Source organism: Streptococcus oralis (genome assembly GCF_026782125.1).
In the GTDB taxonomy this organism is placed as follows: domain Bacteria; phylum Bacillota; class Bacilli; order Lactobacillales; family Streptococcaceae; genus Streptococcus; species Streptococcus oralis_CE.
Window position 1 is genome coordinate 1 of sequence record NZ_JAKUVY010000009.1, and the last position, 15523, is coordinate 15523.

16 protein-coding genes are annotated in these 15523 nt (G+C 41.3%); 1 reads left to right on the plus strand and 15 read right to left on the minus strand.

Features of this window, described 5'->3' with window-relative positions:
- Positions 1 to 92 precede the first annotated feature (92 nt).
- The 5 genes from MK385_RS08735 to pbp2a form a co-directional block, all read right to left on the minus strand.
- Entirely contained in the window at positions 93 to 566 is a 474-nt protein-coding gene (locus MK385_RS08735) for a sigma-70 family RNA polymerase sigma factor (protein ID WP_268725838.1), read from the minus strand.
- A gap of 120 nt (positions 567 to 686) precedes the next feature.
- Positions 687 to 1223 (minus strand): transcription termination/antitermination protein NusG, encoded by a 537-nt coding sequence (gene nusG, locus MK385_RS08740; protein ID WP_000376732.1) that lies wholly within the window; start codon positions 1221 to 1223, stop codon positions 687 to 689.
- A 64-nt stretch (positions 1224 to 1287) separates the two neighbouring features.
- The gene (gene secE, locus MK385_RS08745) at positions 1288 to 1464 is read right to left on the minus strand and encodes a preprotein translocase subunit SecE (RefSeq protein ID WP_000505776.1); all 177 of its coding nucleotides are present in this window, start codon (positions 1462 to 1464) and stop codon (positions 1288 to 1290) included.
- 9 nt (positions 1465 to 1473) lie between these two features.
- The gene (rpmG, locus tag MK385_RS08750; RefSeq protein WP_001809375.1) at positions 1474 to 1626 is read right to left on the minus strand and encodes a 50S ribosomal protein L33; all 153 of its coding nucleotides are present in this window, start codon (positions 1624 to 1626) and stop codon (positions 1474 to 1476) included.
- Positions 1627 to 1678: 52 nt separating this feature from the next.
- Positions 1679 to 3874, minus strand: coding sequence for a penicillin-binding protein PBP2A (gene pbp2a / locus MK385_RS08755; RefSeq protein WP_268725839.1), 2196 nt, complete (start codon positions 3872 to 3874; stop codon positions 1679 to 1681).
- An 86-nt stretch (positions 3875 to 3960) separates the two neighbouring features.
- On the opposite strand from pbp2a, the gene MK385_RS08760 reads away from it, so the two are divergent.
- Positions 3961 to 4836, plus strand: a complete 876-nt coding sequence (locus tag MK385_RS08760) for an RluA family pseudouridine synthase (protein ID WP_268725840.1) — start codon at positions 3961 to 3963, stop codon at positions 4834 to 4836.
- Between the two features lie 78 nt (positions 4837 to 4914).
- On the opposite strand, the gene gap is transcribed toward MK385_RS08760, so the two are convergent.
- The 10 genes from gap to rnpA form a co-directional block, all read right to left on the minus strand.
- Positions 4915 to 5922 carry a type I glyceraldehyde-3-phosphate dehydrogenase gene (gap, locus tag MK385_RS08765; protein WP_000260682.1) on the minus strand — a complete coding sequence of 336 codons (1008 nt, stop codon included), beginning with the start codon at positions 5920 to 5922 and terminating at the stop codon, positions 4915 to 4917.
- 321 nt (positions 5923 to 6243) lie between these two features.
- The gene (gene adhE, locus MK385_RS08770; protein ID WP_268725841.1) at positions 6244 to 8895 is read right to left on the minus strand and encodes a bifunctional acetaldehyde-CoA/alcohol dehydrogenase; all 2652 of its coding nucleotides are present in this window, start codon (positions 8893 to 8895) and stop codon (positions 6244 to 6246) included.
- A gap of 296 nt (positions 8896 to 9191) precedes the next feature.
- Positions 9192 to 9605 (minus strand): MORN repeat-containing protein, encoded by a 414-nt coding sequence (locus MK385_RS08775; RefSeq protein ID WP_268725842.1) that lies wholly within the window; start codon positions 9603 to 9605, stop codon positions 9192 to 9194.
- Positions 9592 to 10035 (minus strand): low molecular weight protein-tyrosine-phosphatase, encoded by a 444-nt coding sequence (locus tag MK385_RS08780; RefSeq protein ID WP_268725843.1) that lies wholly within the window; start codon positions 10033 to 10035, stop codon positions 9592 to 9594. The genes MK385_RS08775 and MK385_RS08780 overlap by 14 nt, the downstream gene beginning before the upstream one ends.
- 48 nt (positions 10036 to 10083) lie before the next feature.
- Positions 10084 to 10404 carry a preprotein translocase subunit YajC gene (yajC, locus tag MK385_RS08785; RefSeq protein WP_025168480.1) on the minus strand — a complete coding sequence of 107 codons (321 nt, stop codon included), beginning with the start codon at positions 10402 to 10404 and terminating at the stop codon, positions 10084 to 10086.
- Positions 10405 to 10533: 129 nt separating this feature from the next.
- Positions 10534 to 12510 (minus strand): transketolase, encoded by a 1977-nt coding sequence (gene tkt / locus MK385_RS08790; RefSeq protein WP_268725844.1) that lies wholly within the window; start codon positions 12508 to 12510, stop codon positions 10534 to 10536.
- 118 nt (positions 12511 to 12628) lie between these two features.
- Positions 12629 to 13252 carry a ribonuclease P gene (locus tag MK385_RS08795; protein WP_198460189.1) on the minus strand — a complete coding sequence of 208 codons (624 nt, stop codon included), beginning with the start codon at positions 13250 to 13252 and terminating at the stop codon, positions 12629 to 12631.
- A 55-nt stretch (positions 13253 to 13307) separates the two neighbouring features.
- Positions 13308 to 14294 carry an RNA-binding cell elongation regulator Jag/EloR gene (gene jag / locus MK385_RS08800; protein WP_268725845.1) on the minus strand — a complete coding sequence of 329 codons (987 nt, stop codon included), beginning with the start codon at positions 14292 to 14294 and terminating at the stop codon, positions 13308 to 13310.
- 14 nt (positions 14295 to 14308) lie between these two features.
- On the minus strand, positions 14309 to 15136 hold the full coding sequence (locus MK385_RS08805) for a membrane protein insertase YidC (RefSeq protein WP_268725846.1): 828 nt from the start codon (positions 15134 to 15136) through the stop codon (positions 14309 to 14311).
- On the minus strand, positions 15111 to 15482 hold the full coding sequence (gene rnpA / locus MK385_RS08810) for a ribonuclease P protein component (protein ID WP_000748120.1): 372 nt from the start codon (positions 15480 to 15482) through the stop codon (positions 15111 to 15113). Before rnpA ends, MK385_RS08805 begins: the two co-directional genes overlap by 26 nt.
- Between the last annotated feature and the right edge of the window lie 41 nt (positions 15483 to 15523).

The following is a 15523-nucleotide window of genomic DNA, read 5'->3' on the forward strand; positions in this document are numbered from 1 at the left end:
GGTGTCTTAACCCCTTGACCAACGGACCTTGAGTTTTTCAACTCTTTCTATTATACCTACTTTTTCCCCTTTGTCAAGGACTTTTTTTCAACCTATACAAATTCTTGGAAGACGATAGAAAGCTCCCTCAGTAGGGCCTTGCGTCCTCTGAAGATTTCTCCTCCCATGAGACGGTCCACCAACTCTTGTTTTTCCTTACTCTGCTCGGATTTGTATGTCTTCAGAAGTTCGTGAAAGAGATAATAATCATCTAGTCTCAACCCTTTTTCTCCTAAGCGGTGACTAATCTCACTTACCTCCTCATAGGGTTCTTTATCGAAACGACGCTTGTGACTTTCCTGTTTACGGATGTAATCTAGGATACGATTTCTAAACTTTGTTTTAAAACAGACATATAGTTGATGGCGCTCGCCCTCTAATAACTGTGGGTTACGACTCACCAGCTCATACAGACATAACATGCCTTCTTGGTCCCAGTCCTCTTTCTCCCATAGATGGAGGTGATAATCCTTGCGACACTTATGGACAATCCCCTTACTTTCTTCGTACAATTCTTTCAGATTCATAGACCTCTCCTTTCTGCATTTAGTTTAGCAAAATGCACGAGCCCCTGGGTCTACTTCCTCTATTCTATACTTCTTCCTCCCTCAACGGCACATAAAAAGAGAGGCAAAGCCTCTCTGGGGTTATAATTCTGCAATTTGGTTGAGATTCACTTCTGCAATCGTATCATTACCAAACATAGAGATAATCATCTTCACTTTGTTGTTATCAATTTCAGTAATTTTACCTGTGTAGTCTGCAAAAGCACCATCAATAATGCGGACTGTCTGGCCAACTTCAACATCAATATCAAACTCTTGAACAGTTTGTCCCATTGAAACCAAGATATCACGGATTTCCTGTTCCAATAGTGGAGTTGGTTTTGATCTGTTCCCGTGTGAGCCGACAAATCCTGTTACGTTAGGTGTGTTTCGAACGACGAACCATGCTTCATCTGTCATGACCATTTCTACAAGGACATAACCTGGAAAGCGATTCTCTTCAACTTCCTTTTTCTTTCCATTTTTCTCAACTTGCACGGTTTGTGTTGGAATCTCAACGCGTAGAATATTATCCAACATGTTATAAGTTTGTGCACGTTGCAATAGATTTTCTTTTACCTTATTTTCATAGCCAGAATAAGTTTGTAGAACAAACCATCCCTTGTCAAAACTATCCATGATATTTCCTTTCATACATATTACATATATAGAAGAAAGCTAGCAGAAGTTCTCCACTTTTCTTCTAAAAAATGTTAATAAATCGAATCAAACCTGAAACAATCAACTGGTCAAAAATGTAAATGATGACCACAAAGAAGGCTGTGTATTCCATAATAGAGCGAAAATCTCTCCAGCTTTCTTTGCGAGTTGGCCAAGTTGTTTCTTTAAGAAGTTTAAAAATATCCTTAATAAAACCCATCGTTCTCTCCTATCTCGTTTCTCTATGTGTCGTATATTTTCCACAATGTTTACAAAATTTATTTACTTCTAGTCGTGTTGGCTTGGGGTTCCCACTAATTTTGATTGAGTAATTCCTTGAACCACAAACTGCACAAGCTAGGCTTGCTTTTTTTAGTGCCATAACGCCTCCATCTTATCTATTATAACAAGAAACCTAGGCTTTGACAAGCCTCTTAACGAAATAGATTAAGGATTGAGTCCCATATTGTCTGGGCTTTTTCTTTTATCTTAGCTTCTGAAATCGCACGTCCTGCTTCATCTACAAGATTTTGTGCACGACTACGAATATCTCCTATCGGATCTTCAGACTGGTTTGTCTCATTTTCAACAACCTGCTTTTTCGTATTTTCTGGTTCAATACCATTTTGTTTATAAGCATTCTCAACTGTAAAAGTGCTACCTGGAGTGTATGGCAAAATGGTATTAGCCATACTTCTAAAGACATGGGCTGCTCCATTTGAAGTCGAACCTGCTAGATAATGATTCTCATCTGTTGTTGGGAAGCCAAGCCAGTGGCTGATTACCACATCTGGAGTATAACCGATCACCCACTGGTCACTGGTATATTCCGGGTTGAAAACAGCTTCAGTCGTACCTGTTTTACCAGCCATAACATAATCTGCTGGTGACGAACTAATTCCCGTACCATTGGTAAATGTTCCTAGCATCATACTGGTCATTTTATCAGCTACCGACTTATCAATCACTCGTTTTTGGGAGTTTTTATGACTCTTGATGACCTGACCGCTGGCATTTTCAATACGAGTGATGAAATGCGCTTCAGGCATTAGACCTCCATTGGCAAAGGCTGCATAGGCTTGCGCCATCTGGAGAGGATTCGTCTCCACACCTCCACCAAGAGCAACTCCAAGAACTCGGTCAACTTTTTCCATATTCAGGCCAAATCTCTCCCCAGCGTCAAAAGCTTTGTCAATACCTAATTCATTTACTGTCGCAACAGCTGGTAGGTTGAGTGATTCCGCCAAGGCCTGATACATAGGTACTTCAGGAGATGTCTTAATACCCGCATAGTTGTCTACTTGATAACTGTTGTACTGCATCGTATGATTATCCAGTTGCTTATTCAAGGCCCATCCTGCTTCTACTGCGGGTGTATAAACAACTAAAGGTTTAATAGTTGAGCCTGGGCTACGCTTAGACTGAGTGGCATAGTTGAAATTGCGGAAGCCTGGTTTGTCATCACCAACTACGCGACCAACAACTCCACGCACTCCACCCGTTTTAGGCTCTAGAGCAACACTACCTGATTCAGCATGCGTTCCGTCTTCTGCCGTTGGAAACAGCGCAGTGTTTTCGTAAATAACCTGCATGTTTGCTTGATAGTTTTGGTCAAGTTCTGTATAGATTCGATAGCCGTTGTTGACAATCTCTTCTTCTGTTAGATTGTACTTAGAAACTGCTTCGTTGACAACTGCATCAAAATAAGACGGGTAACGATAATCCGAAACTTTGCCTTCATACTTATCTTGCAGTTGAGAAGCCATATCTACTCTAGCTGCTTCGGTCTCTTGATTTTTATCAATATAGCCCGCTGCAACCATATTTTGCAAAACAGTATCCCTGCGGTTAGTTGAATCTTCAATGGAATTCAAAGGATTATACAACTCTGGTCCCTTGAGCATCCCTGCTAGAGTCGCCGCCTGATCAAGCGTTAGTTGCGAAGCGGATACACCGAAATATTTCTTACTTGCATCTTCAACACCCCATACCCCGTTTCCGAAATAGGCATTATTGAGGTACATAGTAAGGATTTGCTCCTTGCTATATTTCTTTGTTAACTCTAAGGCAAGGAAAAACTCCTTGGCCTTCCTTTCAACGGTCTGGTCCTGGGAAAGATAGGCATTTTTCGCCAACTGTTGAGTGATGGTAGACCCCCCTCCCGAACGACCCGCTGTAAGGATGGCTAGAAAGAAACGACCATAGTTAATCCCATCATTTTTATAAAAGGAACGGTCCTCTGTCGCGACGACAGCATTTTGTAAGTCTTTGCTGATATCTGTCAGTTCAACATAGGTTCCCTTTTGACCGGATAGGGCTCCTGCCTCTTTTTCTTCGCGGTCAAAAATCAGAGTTCGCGTTTTCAGGGCATTTTGTAAGTCATTGACATTGGTAGACTTGGCTATCGCAAATAGGTAGGTTCCTACTAGCAAACCTGCACTTAACCCTAAAATGATGACGATTTTTGTCAGATGATAACGACGCCAAAATTTTCGAATCGGGCCTACTTGGGACAATTTTTTTCGATCACTACGAGAACGACGCATGCTAGTCGAATCAGACTCCACGGATTCATTCGTTTCTTTTTTAAAGAGAGAAAGAAACTTCTCAAATAATTTATCTAATTTCATGCGTTTATTTTATCATCTTCACCATAGGAACTCAAGAATTTAGCTACTCCCTATCCAAATAGGGCTTTTTTTGTTACAATATCTGTATGCAATTCACATTTACACTACCCGAATCCTTGCCTCAAATGACGGTCAAACAATTTCTAGAGGAACAACTCCTCATCCCTAGAAAAATCCGCCATTTTTTGAGAACAAAGAAGAACATCTTCATCAATCAAAAACAAGTTCACTGGAACGAGATGGTCAAACCAGGGGATGTTTGCCAATTGACTTTTGACGAGGAAGATTATCCCCCAAAAGAAATCCTTTGGGGCAATCCAGGCTTCGTTCAAGAGATTTACCAAGACCAACATCTCATTATCGTCAACAAGCCAGAGGGAATGAAAACTCATGGAAATCAGCCTGATGAAATTGCCCTTCTCAACCATGTCTCTGCCTACGTTGGCCAAATCTGTTATGTCGTTCATCGTCTGGATATGGAAACAAGCGGTTTAGTGCTTTTTGCTAAAAATCCTTTTATCTTACCCATTCTCAATCGTTTGTTGGAAAAAAAGGAAATTGCTCGCGAGTACTGGGCACTCGTAGAGGGGCAAGTAGGGAGTAAAGAACTTATCTTCCGAGATAAAATTGGTCGTGATCGACACGATCGCAGAAAACGAGTGGTAGATCCCAAAAGTGGGCAACATGCCGAAACTCAGGTAAGTCGACTAAAGCAATTTCCAAATAAGACTTCTCTTGTTCGTTGCAAGCTAAAGACCGGCCGAACGCATCAGATTCGTGTTCACCTTTCTCACCATAAGCACCCTATCCTGGGCGATCCTCTCTATAACTCTAGATCAAAAACGAGTCGGCTCATGCTCCATGCCTTCCAACTATCCTTTACCCATCCACTCACCTTAGAACAATTGAGTTTTACTGCCCTCTCGGATACTTTTGAAACAGAATTAAAACAAAATGGATGACCGCTAAATTATCCATTTTGTTTTATCTAAAAATAGAAAAAGCAAGACCTATTGGTCTTGCTTTTATTGACTCAAGAATTATTTAGCGATTTTTGCGAAGTATTCAAGAGTACGTACAAGTTGTGCAGTGTATGACATTTCGTTGTCGTACCATGATACAACTTTAACCAATTGTTTACCGTCAACATCAAGAACTTTAGTTTGAGTTGCGTCAAACAATGAACCGTAAGACATACCTACGATATCTGAAGATACGATTGGATCTTCTGTGTAACCGTATGATTCGTTTGAAGCTGCTTTCATAGCTGCGTTTACTTCATCAACAGTAACGTTCTTTTCAAGAACTGCTACCAATTCAGTAACTGATCCAGTTGGAGTTGGAACGCGTTGTGCAGATCCGTCAAGTTTACCGTTCAATTCTGGGATTACAAGACCGATAGCTTTAGCAGCACCAGTTGAGTTAGGAACGATGTTTGCAGCACCAGCGCGAGCACGGCGAAGGTCACCACCACGGTGTGGTCCGTCAAGGATCATTTGGTCACCAGTGTAAGCGTGGATAGTAGTCATCAATCCTTCTACAACACCGAAGTTATCTTGAAGAGCTTTAGCCATTGGAGCCAAGCAGTTTGTAGTACATGAAGCACCTGAGATAACTGTTTCAGTACCGTCAAGAACATCGTGGTTAGTGTTAAATACAACTGTTTTAACGTCGTTTCCACCAGGAGCAGTGATAACAACTTTCTTAGCTCCACCTTTAAGGTGTTTTTCAGCTGCATCTTTCTTAGCAAAGAAACCAGTTGCTTCAAGAACGATTTCTACACCGTCAGTAGCCCAGTCGATTTGTTCTGGATCACGTTCAGCAGAAACTTTAACGAATTTACCGTTAACTTCGAATCCACCTTCTTTAACTTCTACAGTACCGTCGAAACGACCTTGAGTTGTGTCGTATTTCAACAAGTGTGCAAGCATAACTGGATCTGTAAGGTCGTTGATGCGAGTAACTTCAACACCTTCTACGTTTTGGATACGGCGGAAAGCAAGACGACCGATACGTCCGAAACCGTTAATACCAACTTTAACTACCATTAGTGATTTCCTCCTTATGAAAATCATGAAAATTTTATTGTGAAAAGAGTAACTTGAATCACTACAAATCACCTTTCAACGAACCTATTATATAACTATTTGAGCTTAATTGCAAGTGCTGACCTTGATTTTCTCTCCCGCTTTTCTACTTTTTCTCCCCCTTTTTATTCATCCATTTTTTTATTTTCAAAGCATATCTCTAGAATCTTTTATAATATCTGTATATTCTCTTTATTTCAAGGTGAAACTCCAATTTCAACGCTTTCAGAGTTTACAAAAAAAGAGAGACAGGATATTTCCTGCCTCTAGGCTGATAAACGATTATTTACGACGTCCTGGACGTTCTGCATAGCCATAGTAAGCATCTGCCATGATTTCTTCCATGTCAGCTACCATTGGCAAGCGAGGGTTAGCAGGTGAACATTGGTCTTCATAAGCAAGCAAGGCAATTTCATGCAAGCTGTCTTTCCAAGCTTTTTCATCGATTCCAAAGCCTTTGAAGTTCATTGTGATTCCAACTGCTTCACCAAGATCGTAAACTGCTTTGGCATACGCTTCAACTGCTTCTTCTGGAGTTGAGTGAGGCAATCCAAGCATTCTAGCAATATCTTGGAATTTTTCGTCAGCTTTCCAGTAGTTATACTTAGGCCATGTAGTCGTCTTAGATGGGCGAGTACCATTGTAACGGATAACGTATGGAAGCAAGATTGCGTTTGTACGTCCGTGAACAGTATGGTGAACCGCACCGATCTTGTGGGCCATTGAGTGGCTCATACCAAGGAAGGCATTGGCAAAGGCCATACCAGCCATTGTAGATGCATTGTGCATTTTTTCGCGAGCTTCTGGATCAGCTGTCTTAACAGATTTTTCCAACCATTCAAAGACAAGTTTGATTGTTTGAAGGGCGATACCGTCTGTGTAGTCGTTAGCAAAGTTTGAAGTGTAAGCTTCAGTCGCGTGAGTCAAGACGTCCATACCTGTATCCGCAGCGATGAAGTCTGGAACTGACTCAACCAAAGCAGGGTCAACAATCGCAATAGTTGGTGTCAATGAGTAGTCAGCCAATGGGTATTTACGATTGTTTTTCTTATCAGAGATAACGGCAAATGGTGTTACTTCTGAACCTGTACCTGAAGTTGTTGGAATACCAATGTATTTCGCTTTTTTACCAAGTGATGGGAAGCGGAAGGCACGTTTACGGATGTCCATGAATTTTTGAACCAAGTCACGGAAGTCGATTTGTGGTTGTTCGTAGAAGAGCCACATTACTTTGGCTGCATCCATTGGAGAACCACCACCAAGAGCGATGATTGTGTCTGGTTCAAATGCTCTCATTACTTCAGTACCACGTTCTACAGTTGTGATATCTGGGTCTGGTTCAACGTCTGAGAAGACTTGGACAGTTACACGGTTGCTGCGTTTGTTCAATTGGTCAATAATGCGTTGAACAAAGCCAAGTTTTTCGATAGATTTATCTGTAACAATCATAACGCGTTCAATATCTTCACATGTTTGAAGGTATTGGATAGAATTGCGTTCGAAGTAAATTTTTGAAGGAACTTTAAACCATTGCATATTATTTCTACGTTTCCCTACTTTCTTGATGTTTAGAAGGTTGATCGCACTCACGTTATCACCGACTGAGTTGTGTCCATATGAACCACATCCAAGTGTCAATGATGGAATGAAGGCATTGTATACATCACCGATACCACCGAAAGTAGATGGAGAGTTCCAGATAATACGCATTGCTTTGATTTCTGTACCAAAGCGTTTAGCAAGAGCTTCGTCTTTTGTATGGATAGCTGCTGAGTGACCAAGTCCGTTAAACTCAACCATTTGACGAGCTTTTTTAAGACCGTCTTCTGTATCTTCAGCTTTTAGGACAGCGATAACTGGTGACAATTTTTCACGAGTCAATGGTTCTTTTGGTCCTACTTCTGCGCATTCTGCAGCCAAGATGTTTGTTCCTTCTGGAACGCTAAATCCTGCTTGTTCAGCAATCCATGCTGCTGGTTTACCAACGATGTTTGCATTTAGTTTAGCACCTGCACAGTTTTTGCTGTTTGCTTTCACGCCGAAACAGAATTCTTCAAGAAGGGCTTTTTCTTTTTTGTTTACAAAGTAAGTGTGATATGATTTGAATTCTTCTACAAATTCGTCATATACTTCTTTATCAATGATAACCGCTTGTTCTGATGCACAGACCATACCATTATCAAATGATTTAGACATAACGATGTCATGGGCAGCTTGACGAAGGTCAGCAGATTTTTCTACATAGGCAGGAACGTTTCCGGCACCTACTCCAAGAGCTGGTTTCCCACATGAGTATGCAGCTTTAACCATGGCATTCCCACCAGTTGCAAGAATAGTTGCAACACCTTCGTGGTTCATTAGCGCTCCAGTTGCTTCCATAGATGGCTTTGTAATCCATTGAACACAGTTTTCAGGAGCACCAGCTGCAATCGCTGCATCGCGAACGATTTGTGCTGCGTGAGCTGATGATTCTTGAGCTGATGGATGGAAAGCGAAAACGATTGGATTACGTGTTTTCAAAGCAATCAATGATTTGAAAATTGCTGTTGATGTTGGGTTTGTTGTTGGAGTGACACCACACACAACACCGACAGGTTCTGCAATCTTAGTCAATCCTGTAACGGGATCATCTTCGATAACTCCGACAGTTTTAACTCCACGCATATTGTTCACTACATGTTCACAGGCAAATAGGTTTTTTGTTGCCTTGTCTTCAAATACCCCACGACCAGTTTCTTCAATTGCGTGTTGTGCTAGGATACCGTGCGCATCAAGAGCTGCAACCGAAGCTTTCGCTACGATGTAGTCAACTTGTTCTTGATTCAACTTGCGCATTTCATCAAGCGCAACCAAAGCTTTTTGTACTAGTCCGTCTACATGCTTTTCAGCAGCGAGTTGTTTTTGCTCAGGTGTTACAGTTTTTTTATCAGCCATATTTTCCTCCATAGCCTTAAAGGATTTAAACCCTTTGTTAATTTTTTCACAAGTTTATTATAACTCTTTTTTCAGACTTTGTAAACAGTTTCATACAGATTTCACAAAGAAATTTGTTTCATTTGTGAAATTATTATCAATATCGCTGTGCTACGGGATTCTACTCTAATGATTGTGAAATTAGAATAAAAATATTTTTATTTCACAAACTTTTTCTACATTGGGGAGTCTTCTCTAACAAGCAGTCTGGTAAGCGCTTTCTTTTCCGTCTGTAAGAATACCTCCTAATCAGGAGGTTATTGTTTTTGTTGGAAAACGCCTTGTTTAAAGCTTCCTTCATAGACAACTTCTTGCTCGGTTGTCAATTTCCCTTGACCTTCGGCCTGGCCGTTTACAAAATCGCCTTCGTATTTCCAGCCAGATTTGGACTGGAAGGTTCCTTTACCATTGAAAGCCCCATTATTGAACTCTCCTGTGTATTGGTCCCCGTTTTCAAAGGTCATAGTCCCCTGACCATTCATCTTTCCTCTTACCAAGGTGCCATCATAAACAAGCGCACCATTGTCAAGTGTCAGTACTCCTTTTTTTGGTATGTTTAGTAGAAAAACTGACACGGAACAGATAGCGATTAGCAGAACGGTTGCAATCTCTATACGAGGGCGAGTTAGATATACTCGATATTTTTCGAAGATTTCTTTAAACTTTTCCATTGTCACTCTCATTTTCTAAACGGTCTAACCAGCTTTGGCATCCACTTGTGATGCGCGCATAGGTTTCCTCAAAATCTCCTGTGTACCATGGATCTGGAACACTTTCAGATGCAAAAGCATAAATCTTGTGCTCTTGTTCCTGAGGACACATTTGACGCAAATCTGAAACGTTTGAAGCATCCATACCGATAATATAATCAAACGACTCAAAGTCCTCTCTGCCAATCTGAAGCGATGTTTTGTCTTTGTCATAAGGAATCTGATACTGCTGGAAAATCCCTTGCGTTCCCTTATGAATCGGATTGCCATGTTCCCAAGACGAAGTTGCACGACTCTCAACTTGATAATCACTCGTCATGGACTTCATCACAAACTCTGCCATAGGACTGCGACAAATATTTCCCAAGCACACAAATACTATTTTTTTCATCCCTTTTCCTCTCATATCATAGAAAAACGGGAGTAATAGGATCCCGTTTTATTCTTCGATAGCTCCACTTTCGTCGATAACTGCTCCTTCTGGTGTCACAGCTTCTTTGAGTGGCAACACTGTCTTGATAGCAGCTAATTCAAAAGTCAAATAAACACCATCTACGTCCAGTACGATTGTTCGTTTCTCAGTATCTACTTCATCCACTGTTCCGTAGAGTCCACCGATTGTGATCACTTCATAGCCTTTTTGAAGCTTGTTCAAACTTTCCATACGCTTTTGTGCTTGTTTCTTTTGAGAACGTTGCATAAAGAACATCAAGGCAAACATACCTACAAGCATGATCACAAATGTTAAATTTGGACTAATATTTTCCATAGTATTTTCTCCTTTGTATTTTACATAGGACTACTATATCAAATTTCAGCTACTTTTACAAGATTGTGCCTTGTTTTTATGGTTATAAAAAAATCAGAGTTTTCACTCTGATTTTTGTGATTATTTCAAGTTTTGAACTACTTTGACTAGATTTTCCACAGTAAATCCGTACTCTGCCAATACTTTTGGTGCTGGGGCAGATGCTCCAAAGGTATCAATACCAAGAACTGCACCATCAAGACCAACATATTTGTACCAGTTTTGAGTTGCTCCCATTTCAACTGCAACGCGACGACGAACTGCATTTGGAAGGATTTCTTCCTTATAAGCTGCGTCTTGTGCGTCAAAGACATCTGTAGATGGCATGCTGACTACGCGGACTTTTGCACCTTGACCAGCCAATTCTTTGGCAGCTGCGACAGCGAGATTGACCTCAGAACCTGTTGCAATCAAGATCGTGTCAAAGTCAGCTGCATTTTCATAGACAACATAGGCACCTTTCGCAACTTTATCAAAGTCTGTTCCCTCTTCAACAGTCAAGTTTTGGCGTGTCAAAACAAGGGCAGTTGGTGTTTTTTCGCTTGTCACTGCAAGGTACCAAGCTGCTTGAGTTTCACGCGCATCTGCTGGGCGGAAAACATTGAGATTTGGCATAGCACGAAGACCTGCTAGGTGTTCAACTGGTTCGTGAGTTGGACCATCTTCACCAACCGCAATAGAGTCATGGGTGAAGACATAAGTCACAGGAAGTCCTTGTAAGGCTGACAAACGGACAGCTGCTTTCACATAGTCAGAGAAGACGAAGAAAGTACCTCCGTATACACGAAGTCCACCGTGAAGGGCCATCCCATTCAAGATCGTTCCCATTGCAAATTCACGAACACCAAACTGAATATTGCGATTCAAGCGATTAGCATCGTCTTGAAGTCCGTCCGTTTTGATATAAGTCATGTTTGAGTGAGCAAGGTCAGCTGATCCACCTAAGAAAGTTGGTAACTTGGCAGCGACAACATTCAAAGCATCTTGACTTGAATTACGAGTTGCTTGAGAGAAACCATTTTCTAAGGCTGGGAAGTCTGTCGGAGTCACCTCAACTGGGTCACGGCCGTCGATAATGGCTTCTACTTCTGCAGCCAGTTCTGGATGAGCCTCTTTATAGTCAGCAACTAATTTAGTCCAAGCTTGATACGCTGATGCGCCACGATCTGCAACATTTTCTTTGAAATCAGCATAAACTTCAGCTGGAATTTCAAATGGTTCATAGTCCCAACCGAGCGCTTGGCGAGTAGCCGCAGTTTCATCTGCTCCAAGAGGAGCACCGTGTACAGCATTAGTTCCTTGTTTGTTTGGAGAACCGTATCCAATAACAGTCTTCACTTCAATCAAAGATGGTTTTCCTGAAGCTTTAGCTGTTTCAATAGCAGCATGGATTGCTTCCAAGTCTGTCCCATCTTCAACCAAGGCTGTGTGCCAACCGTAGGCATTGTAACGGTCACGAACACTTTCTGTGAAGGAATCTTTTGTCTCACCATCCAAGTTAATGTCATTTGAATCATAAAGAACAACCAACTTGTCGAGTTTTTGCAAACCTGCGTATGAAGCTGCCTCGCTTGAAACACCTTCCATTAAATCTCCGTCGCCACAGATCACATAAGTATAGTGGTCAAAGATATTGAAGCCTTCGCGGTTATACTTGGCTGCAAGGAAACGTTCTGCTTGGGCAAAACCAGTAGCAGTAGAAATCCCTTGTCCTAGAGGACCAGTTGTAGCGTCAACCCCTGCAGTATGGCCAAATTCTGGGTGACCTGGTGTTTTTGAACCCCATTGGCGGAAGTTCTTGACTTCATCCATACTAACATCTTCAAAACCAGAAAGGTGAAGAAGGGCATAAAGAAGCATAGAGCCGTGACCTGCTGAAAGAATAAAACGGTCGCGGTTGATCCAGTTTGGTTGTGCTGGATTGATGCGAAGTTGCTTTGTAAAGAGGCTATAGGCCATTGGAGCAGCCCCCATAACCACCCCTGGGTGACCTGAGTTTGCTTTGTTGATGGCGTCAATACCTAGAAAACGAATTGCATTAACAGATAGATTTGACATAGAATTTCCTTTCTCTTTGAGGTGATTAATGAATCACACATCCTATTTTACTATTATATGAAAAAATGCATAGAATAGCAATAAAACAATTTGCGTTCATCTAACACATTTGATTTGTCTACCCCCTCGTCACTTCATAGTACGGGAGCAAGCGCATATAAGCGTCTTCTAGCTTCTCCAATATCGCTTCTACTGACTGATTTTCAATGAAGGAAACATCTGACTTGACTAAGACTTTACGAACTTCCTGATTTCTCAGCTTCTCTCGTAAAGTACGACGATTTTCTTCATTAGCCTCCATCTTATGACTTTCCCCATTTGAGTAGACTAGATAATAAATTCCTTCTACCGCTGGAAGCTCTAAAACCTTGGCTTGCTTGTCTAAGGTCTGTTCGTCTTTCTTGCGCTCGATGAAACTGACTTCCAAAGAAATCCCAAAGTCAGCAGGTGTTCCATACAAACGAAGAGCCATCATAGGTTCTGTCACTTGTCCGTCTCTCTGTAGATAGACCCAGAAATGCGGTCGCAAACGCTGCGCTTGGTTCATCCACTGACTAGTCTGTTGGAGTTGCCATTCTGGATGACTTGCTTGAAAGGTTTTGGTCAGTTCTGTAAAAGACTTTCGAGCTTCTTGACCTTTTTGCCGCAAGGCCAACATCTTTTCTCTTTCATCGCCAGCTTTATCAGGATTACGGTACTGGACTCCTGCAAATGATAGGTATTCTCTAACTGCTTTCAGCATATCTGAATCTTTCCTTTCCTAGCAAAAAATCAGGATGAACCTGATTTTGCTTTGCTTATTCTGCATCTACGACAACATAGCGATTTGGCTCGTCACCTTCAGAGTAACTCGTCACGCCATCCATGCGTGAAATAATGCGATGGATAATCTTGCGTTCGCTATTTGACATTGGGTCTGTTTGTTGGCTACGTCCTTCTTCTAAAACGCGAGTCGCCAATTTTTGAGCGTAGGTTTGCAAGACTTCTGCACGGTGTTCAACGTAATCATTGACATTGATCGTGATGTAGAAGGTTCTTGAATAGCGGTTATAAAGATAATTTTGAGCCAATAGTTGCAAGGCCTTCAAAACTTTACCATGATAACCGATAATACGGCCTGGTTCGTTAGTGTCAATTTGAAGATTGATGGTGCGGCGATTGTAGTCACTTGAAATCGTCCCTTCAACATCCATATCATCTACAATGGTTTGAACGTAGTTAGCTACTTCAGTTGCCACTTGTTCGATGTCATAACTTGGTTCTACTTTCAAGCCTAAATCTTCCAAAGATTGGCTCGCCACTTCCTGCGTTTCAGTTTCTTTTTCTGGAGCAGATTCCACTTCCTCGGGAGTATTCTCTGGTTCCAAATCATTTAAAATTGAAATATGACCTGTTTCTTCCAAAATCGTGCTGGCGTGCTTTTCATTTTTCAAAATTTCAGCCTTGACCTCTTCAGAGACACCTTGACCTTCTTCTTCAATTTTCTTAATTGCTTCAACTACATGCCCCAAATCAACAGTTGCTTCACTTACTGTTTTCACGGGTTCATTTTTTTCATTGACTTCTTTTGGAACCCCTTTAATGGCCTGCTGATTGGCTTTGATCACTGTCGTTTCACTAATCGCTTCGATATCAACTTGAGCCGGCTTCTTACCAAACAAGCCTAAGAATCCTTTTTTCTCTTTCGAAACGACCTTGATGTGGGCCTTCATTCTTGGAATGTCTAATTCTTTCAACCCTTTTTGGATTGCTTCTTCAACCGTTGAACCTGTAAATAATACCATTATCAGATTCCTCCTTATTTTTTCTTTTTCTGTGCTTTCTTCAAGGCTCTTCTCTTCTTGCCTTCTAAATCTCTTTCTGCTTGGACTACTGCTTCTCTTTCAGCAATAATCTTGAAAGGATTGTTCAAGAAATAGGTTTGCAGTACTTGGTAAGCATTGGATACAGCCCAGTACAAGGCTACACCACTTGGGGCGGAGATGGCAAAAATAAAAATCAATACAGGCATACCATACATCATCCCTGTCGTAGCTCCACTTTTTTCAGACAAAGCTTTATTCGATAACCAGCTACTCAAGAAGGTAAAGACTGCCGCCAAAATCGGAAGGACAAAACTTGTATCTACTCCTCCCAAATTAATCCATAAAAAGTGACCTGTTTTCAAAAAGTCTACTCGACTCAAGGCTTGAAAGAGTGCCAAGAGAACCGGCATTTGTATTAAAATCGGCCAGAGAGAGGAGGAATGTTTGATCCCTAACTCTTTATAAACCTTACGCATCTCCTGGTCTAGCTTGGTTCTACTTTCCATATCACGACCCGGATATTGCTCTCGCAAAGCCTTGATGCGTGGTTGAGCCTCTTGCATTTTTCTAGAGGCAACCATCTGTGTCTGAAAGACCGGCAATAAAATCGTCCGGATCAAAATCGTGAAGAGGATAATCCCCACTCCGATACTAATGTCAAAGGACAAAAAGCGGATAATTTCAGCAAAAAAATAGACGAATTTGCTCCAAAAGTCTATCGAATCTGCTGTTATATCGCTAGCTGTACCATTTGTTGCACAGGCTGTCATGATAAACAAGGACAAGCCCAACAAACTAGTCAACTGTAGTTTCTTTTTCACTCCCATTTCCTTCCTGGTAAATCTTTGATAACTTTAATACGTGGAGTAGGTTTTTCTCCATCTCTGCATATTCCAAGGTTTCCACCCCTTTTCGGGCAATCACAACAAAATCAACATGCTCTACTAAACTCCCTTTTACACTTTGTAGAATGTGCCGGATTCGTCTTTTAATTTGATTTCTGGTAACTGCATTCCCCAGCTTTTTGCTGACGGACAGTCCTACTCGAAAATGGTTTTGCTGATTTTCCAATTGGTAGACAACAAATTTTCGATTGGCAAAACTTGTTCCGTCCTTGAAAATCGCCTTAAAATCTTTCTCTCTTTTTACACGAAAGCTTTTCTTCAAAACTCAACTCCATCTATTAAATTACTACTATTATACCATAT

Coding starts and splice junctions, on each gene's coding strand:
- adhE (WP_268725841.1), bottom strand. CDS start 8,895: ATGGCTGATAAAAAAACTGTAACACCTGAGCAAAAACAACTCGCTGCT.
- MK385_RS08735 (WP_268725838.1), bottom strand. CDS start 566: ATGAATCTGAAAGAATTGTACGAAGAAAGTAAGGGGATTGTCCATAAG.
- pbp2a (WP_268725839.1), bottom strand. CDS start 3,874: ATGAAATTAGATAAATTATTTGAGAAGTTTCTTTCTCTCTTTAAAAAA.
- MK385_RS08780 (WP_268725843.1), bottom strand. CDS start 10,035: ATGAAAAAAATAGTATTTGTGTGCTTGGGAAATATTTGTCGCAGTCCT.
- MK385_RS08760 (WP_268725840.1), top strand. CDS start 3,961: ATGCAATTCACATTTACACTACCCGAATCCTTGCCTCAAATGACGGTC.
- jag (WP_268725845.1), bottom strand. CDS start 14,294: ATGGTATTATTTACAGGTTCAACGGTTGAAGAAGCAATCCAAAAAGGG.
- gap (WP_000260682.1), bottom strand. CDS start 5,922: ATGGTAGTTAAAGTTGGTATTAACGGTTTCGGACGTATCGGTCGTCTT.
- nusG (WP_000376732.1), bottom strand. CDS start 1,223: ATGGATAGTTTTGACAAGGGATGGTTTGTTCTACAAACTTATTCTGGC.
- MK385_RS08795 (WP_198460189.1), bottom strand. CDS start 13,252: ATGCTGAAAGCAGTTAGAGAATACCTATCATTTGCAGGAGTCCAGTAC.
- secE (WP_000505776.1), bottom strand. CDS start 1,464: ATGGGTTTTATTAAGGATATTTTTAAACTTCTTAAAGAAACAACTTGG.
- tkt (WP_268725844.1), bottom strand. CDS start 12,510: ATGTCAAATCTATCTGTTAATGCAATTCGTTTTCTAGGTATTGACGCC.
- MK385_RS08775 (WP_268725842.1), bottom strand. CDS start 9,605: ATGGAAAAGTTTAAAGAAATCTTCGAAAAATATCGAGTATATCTAACT.
- rpmG (WP_001809375.1), bottom strand. CDS start 1,626: ATGGCACTAAAAAAAGCAAGCCTAGCTTGTGCAGTTTGTGGTTCAAGG.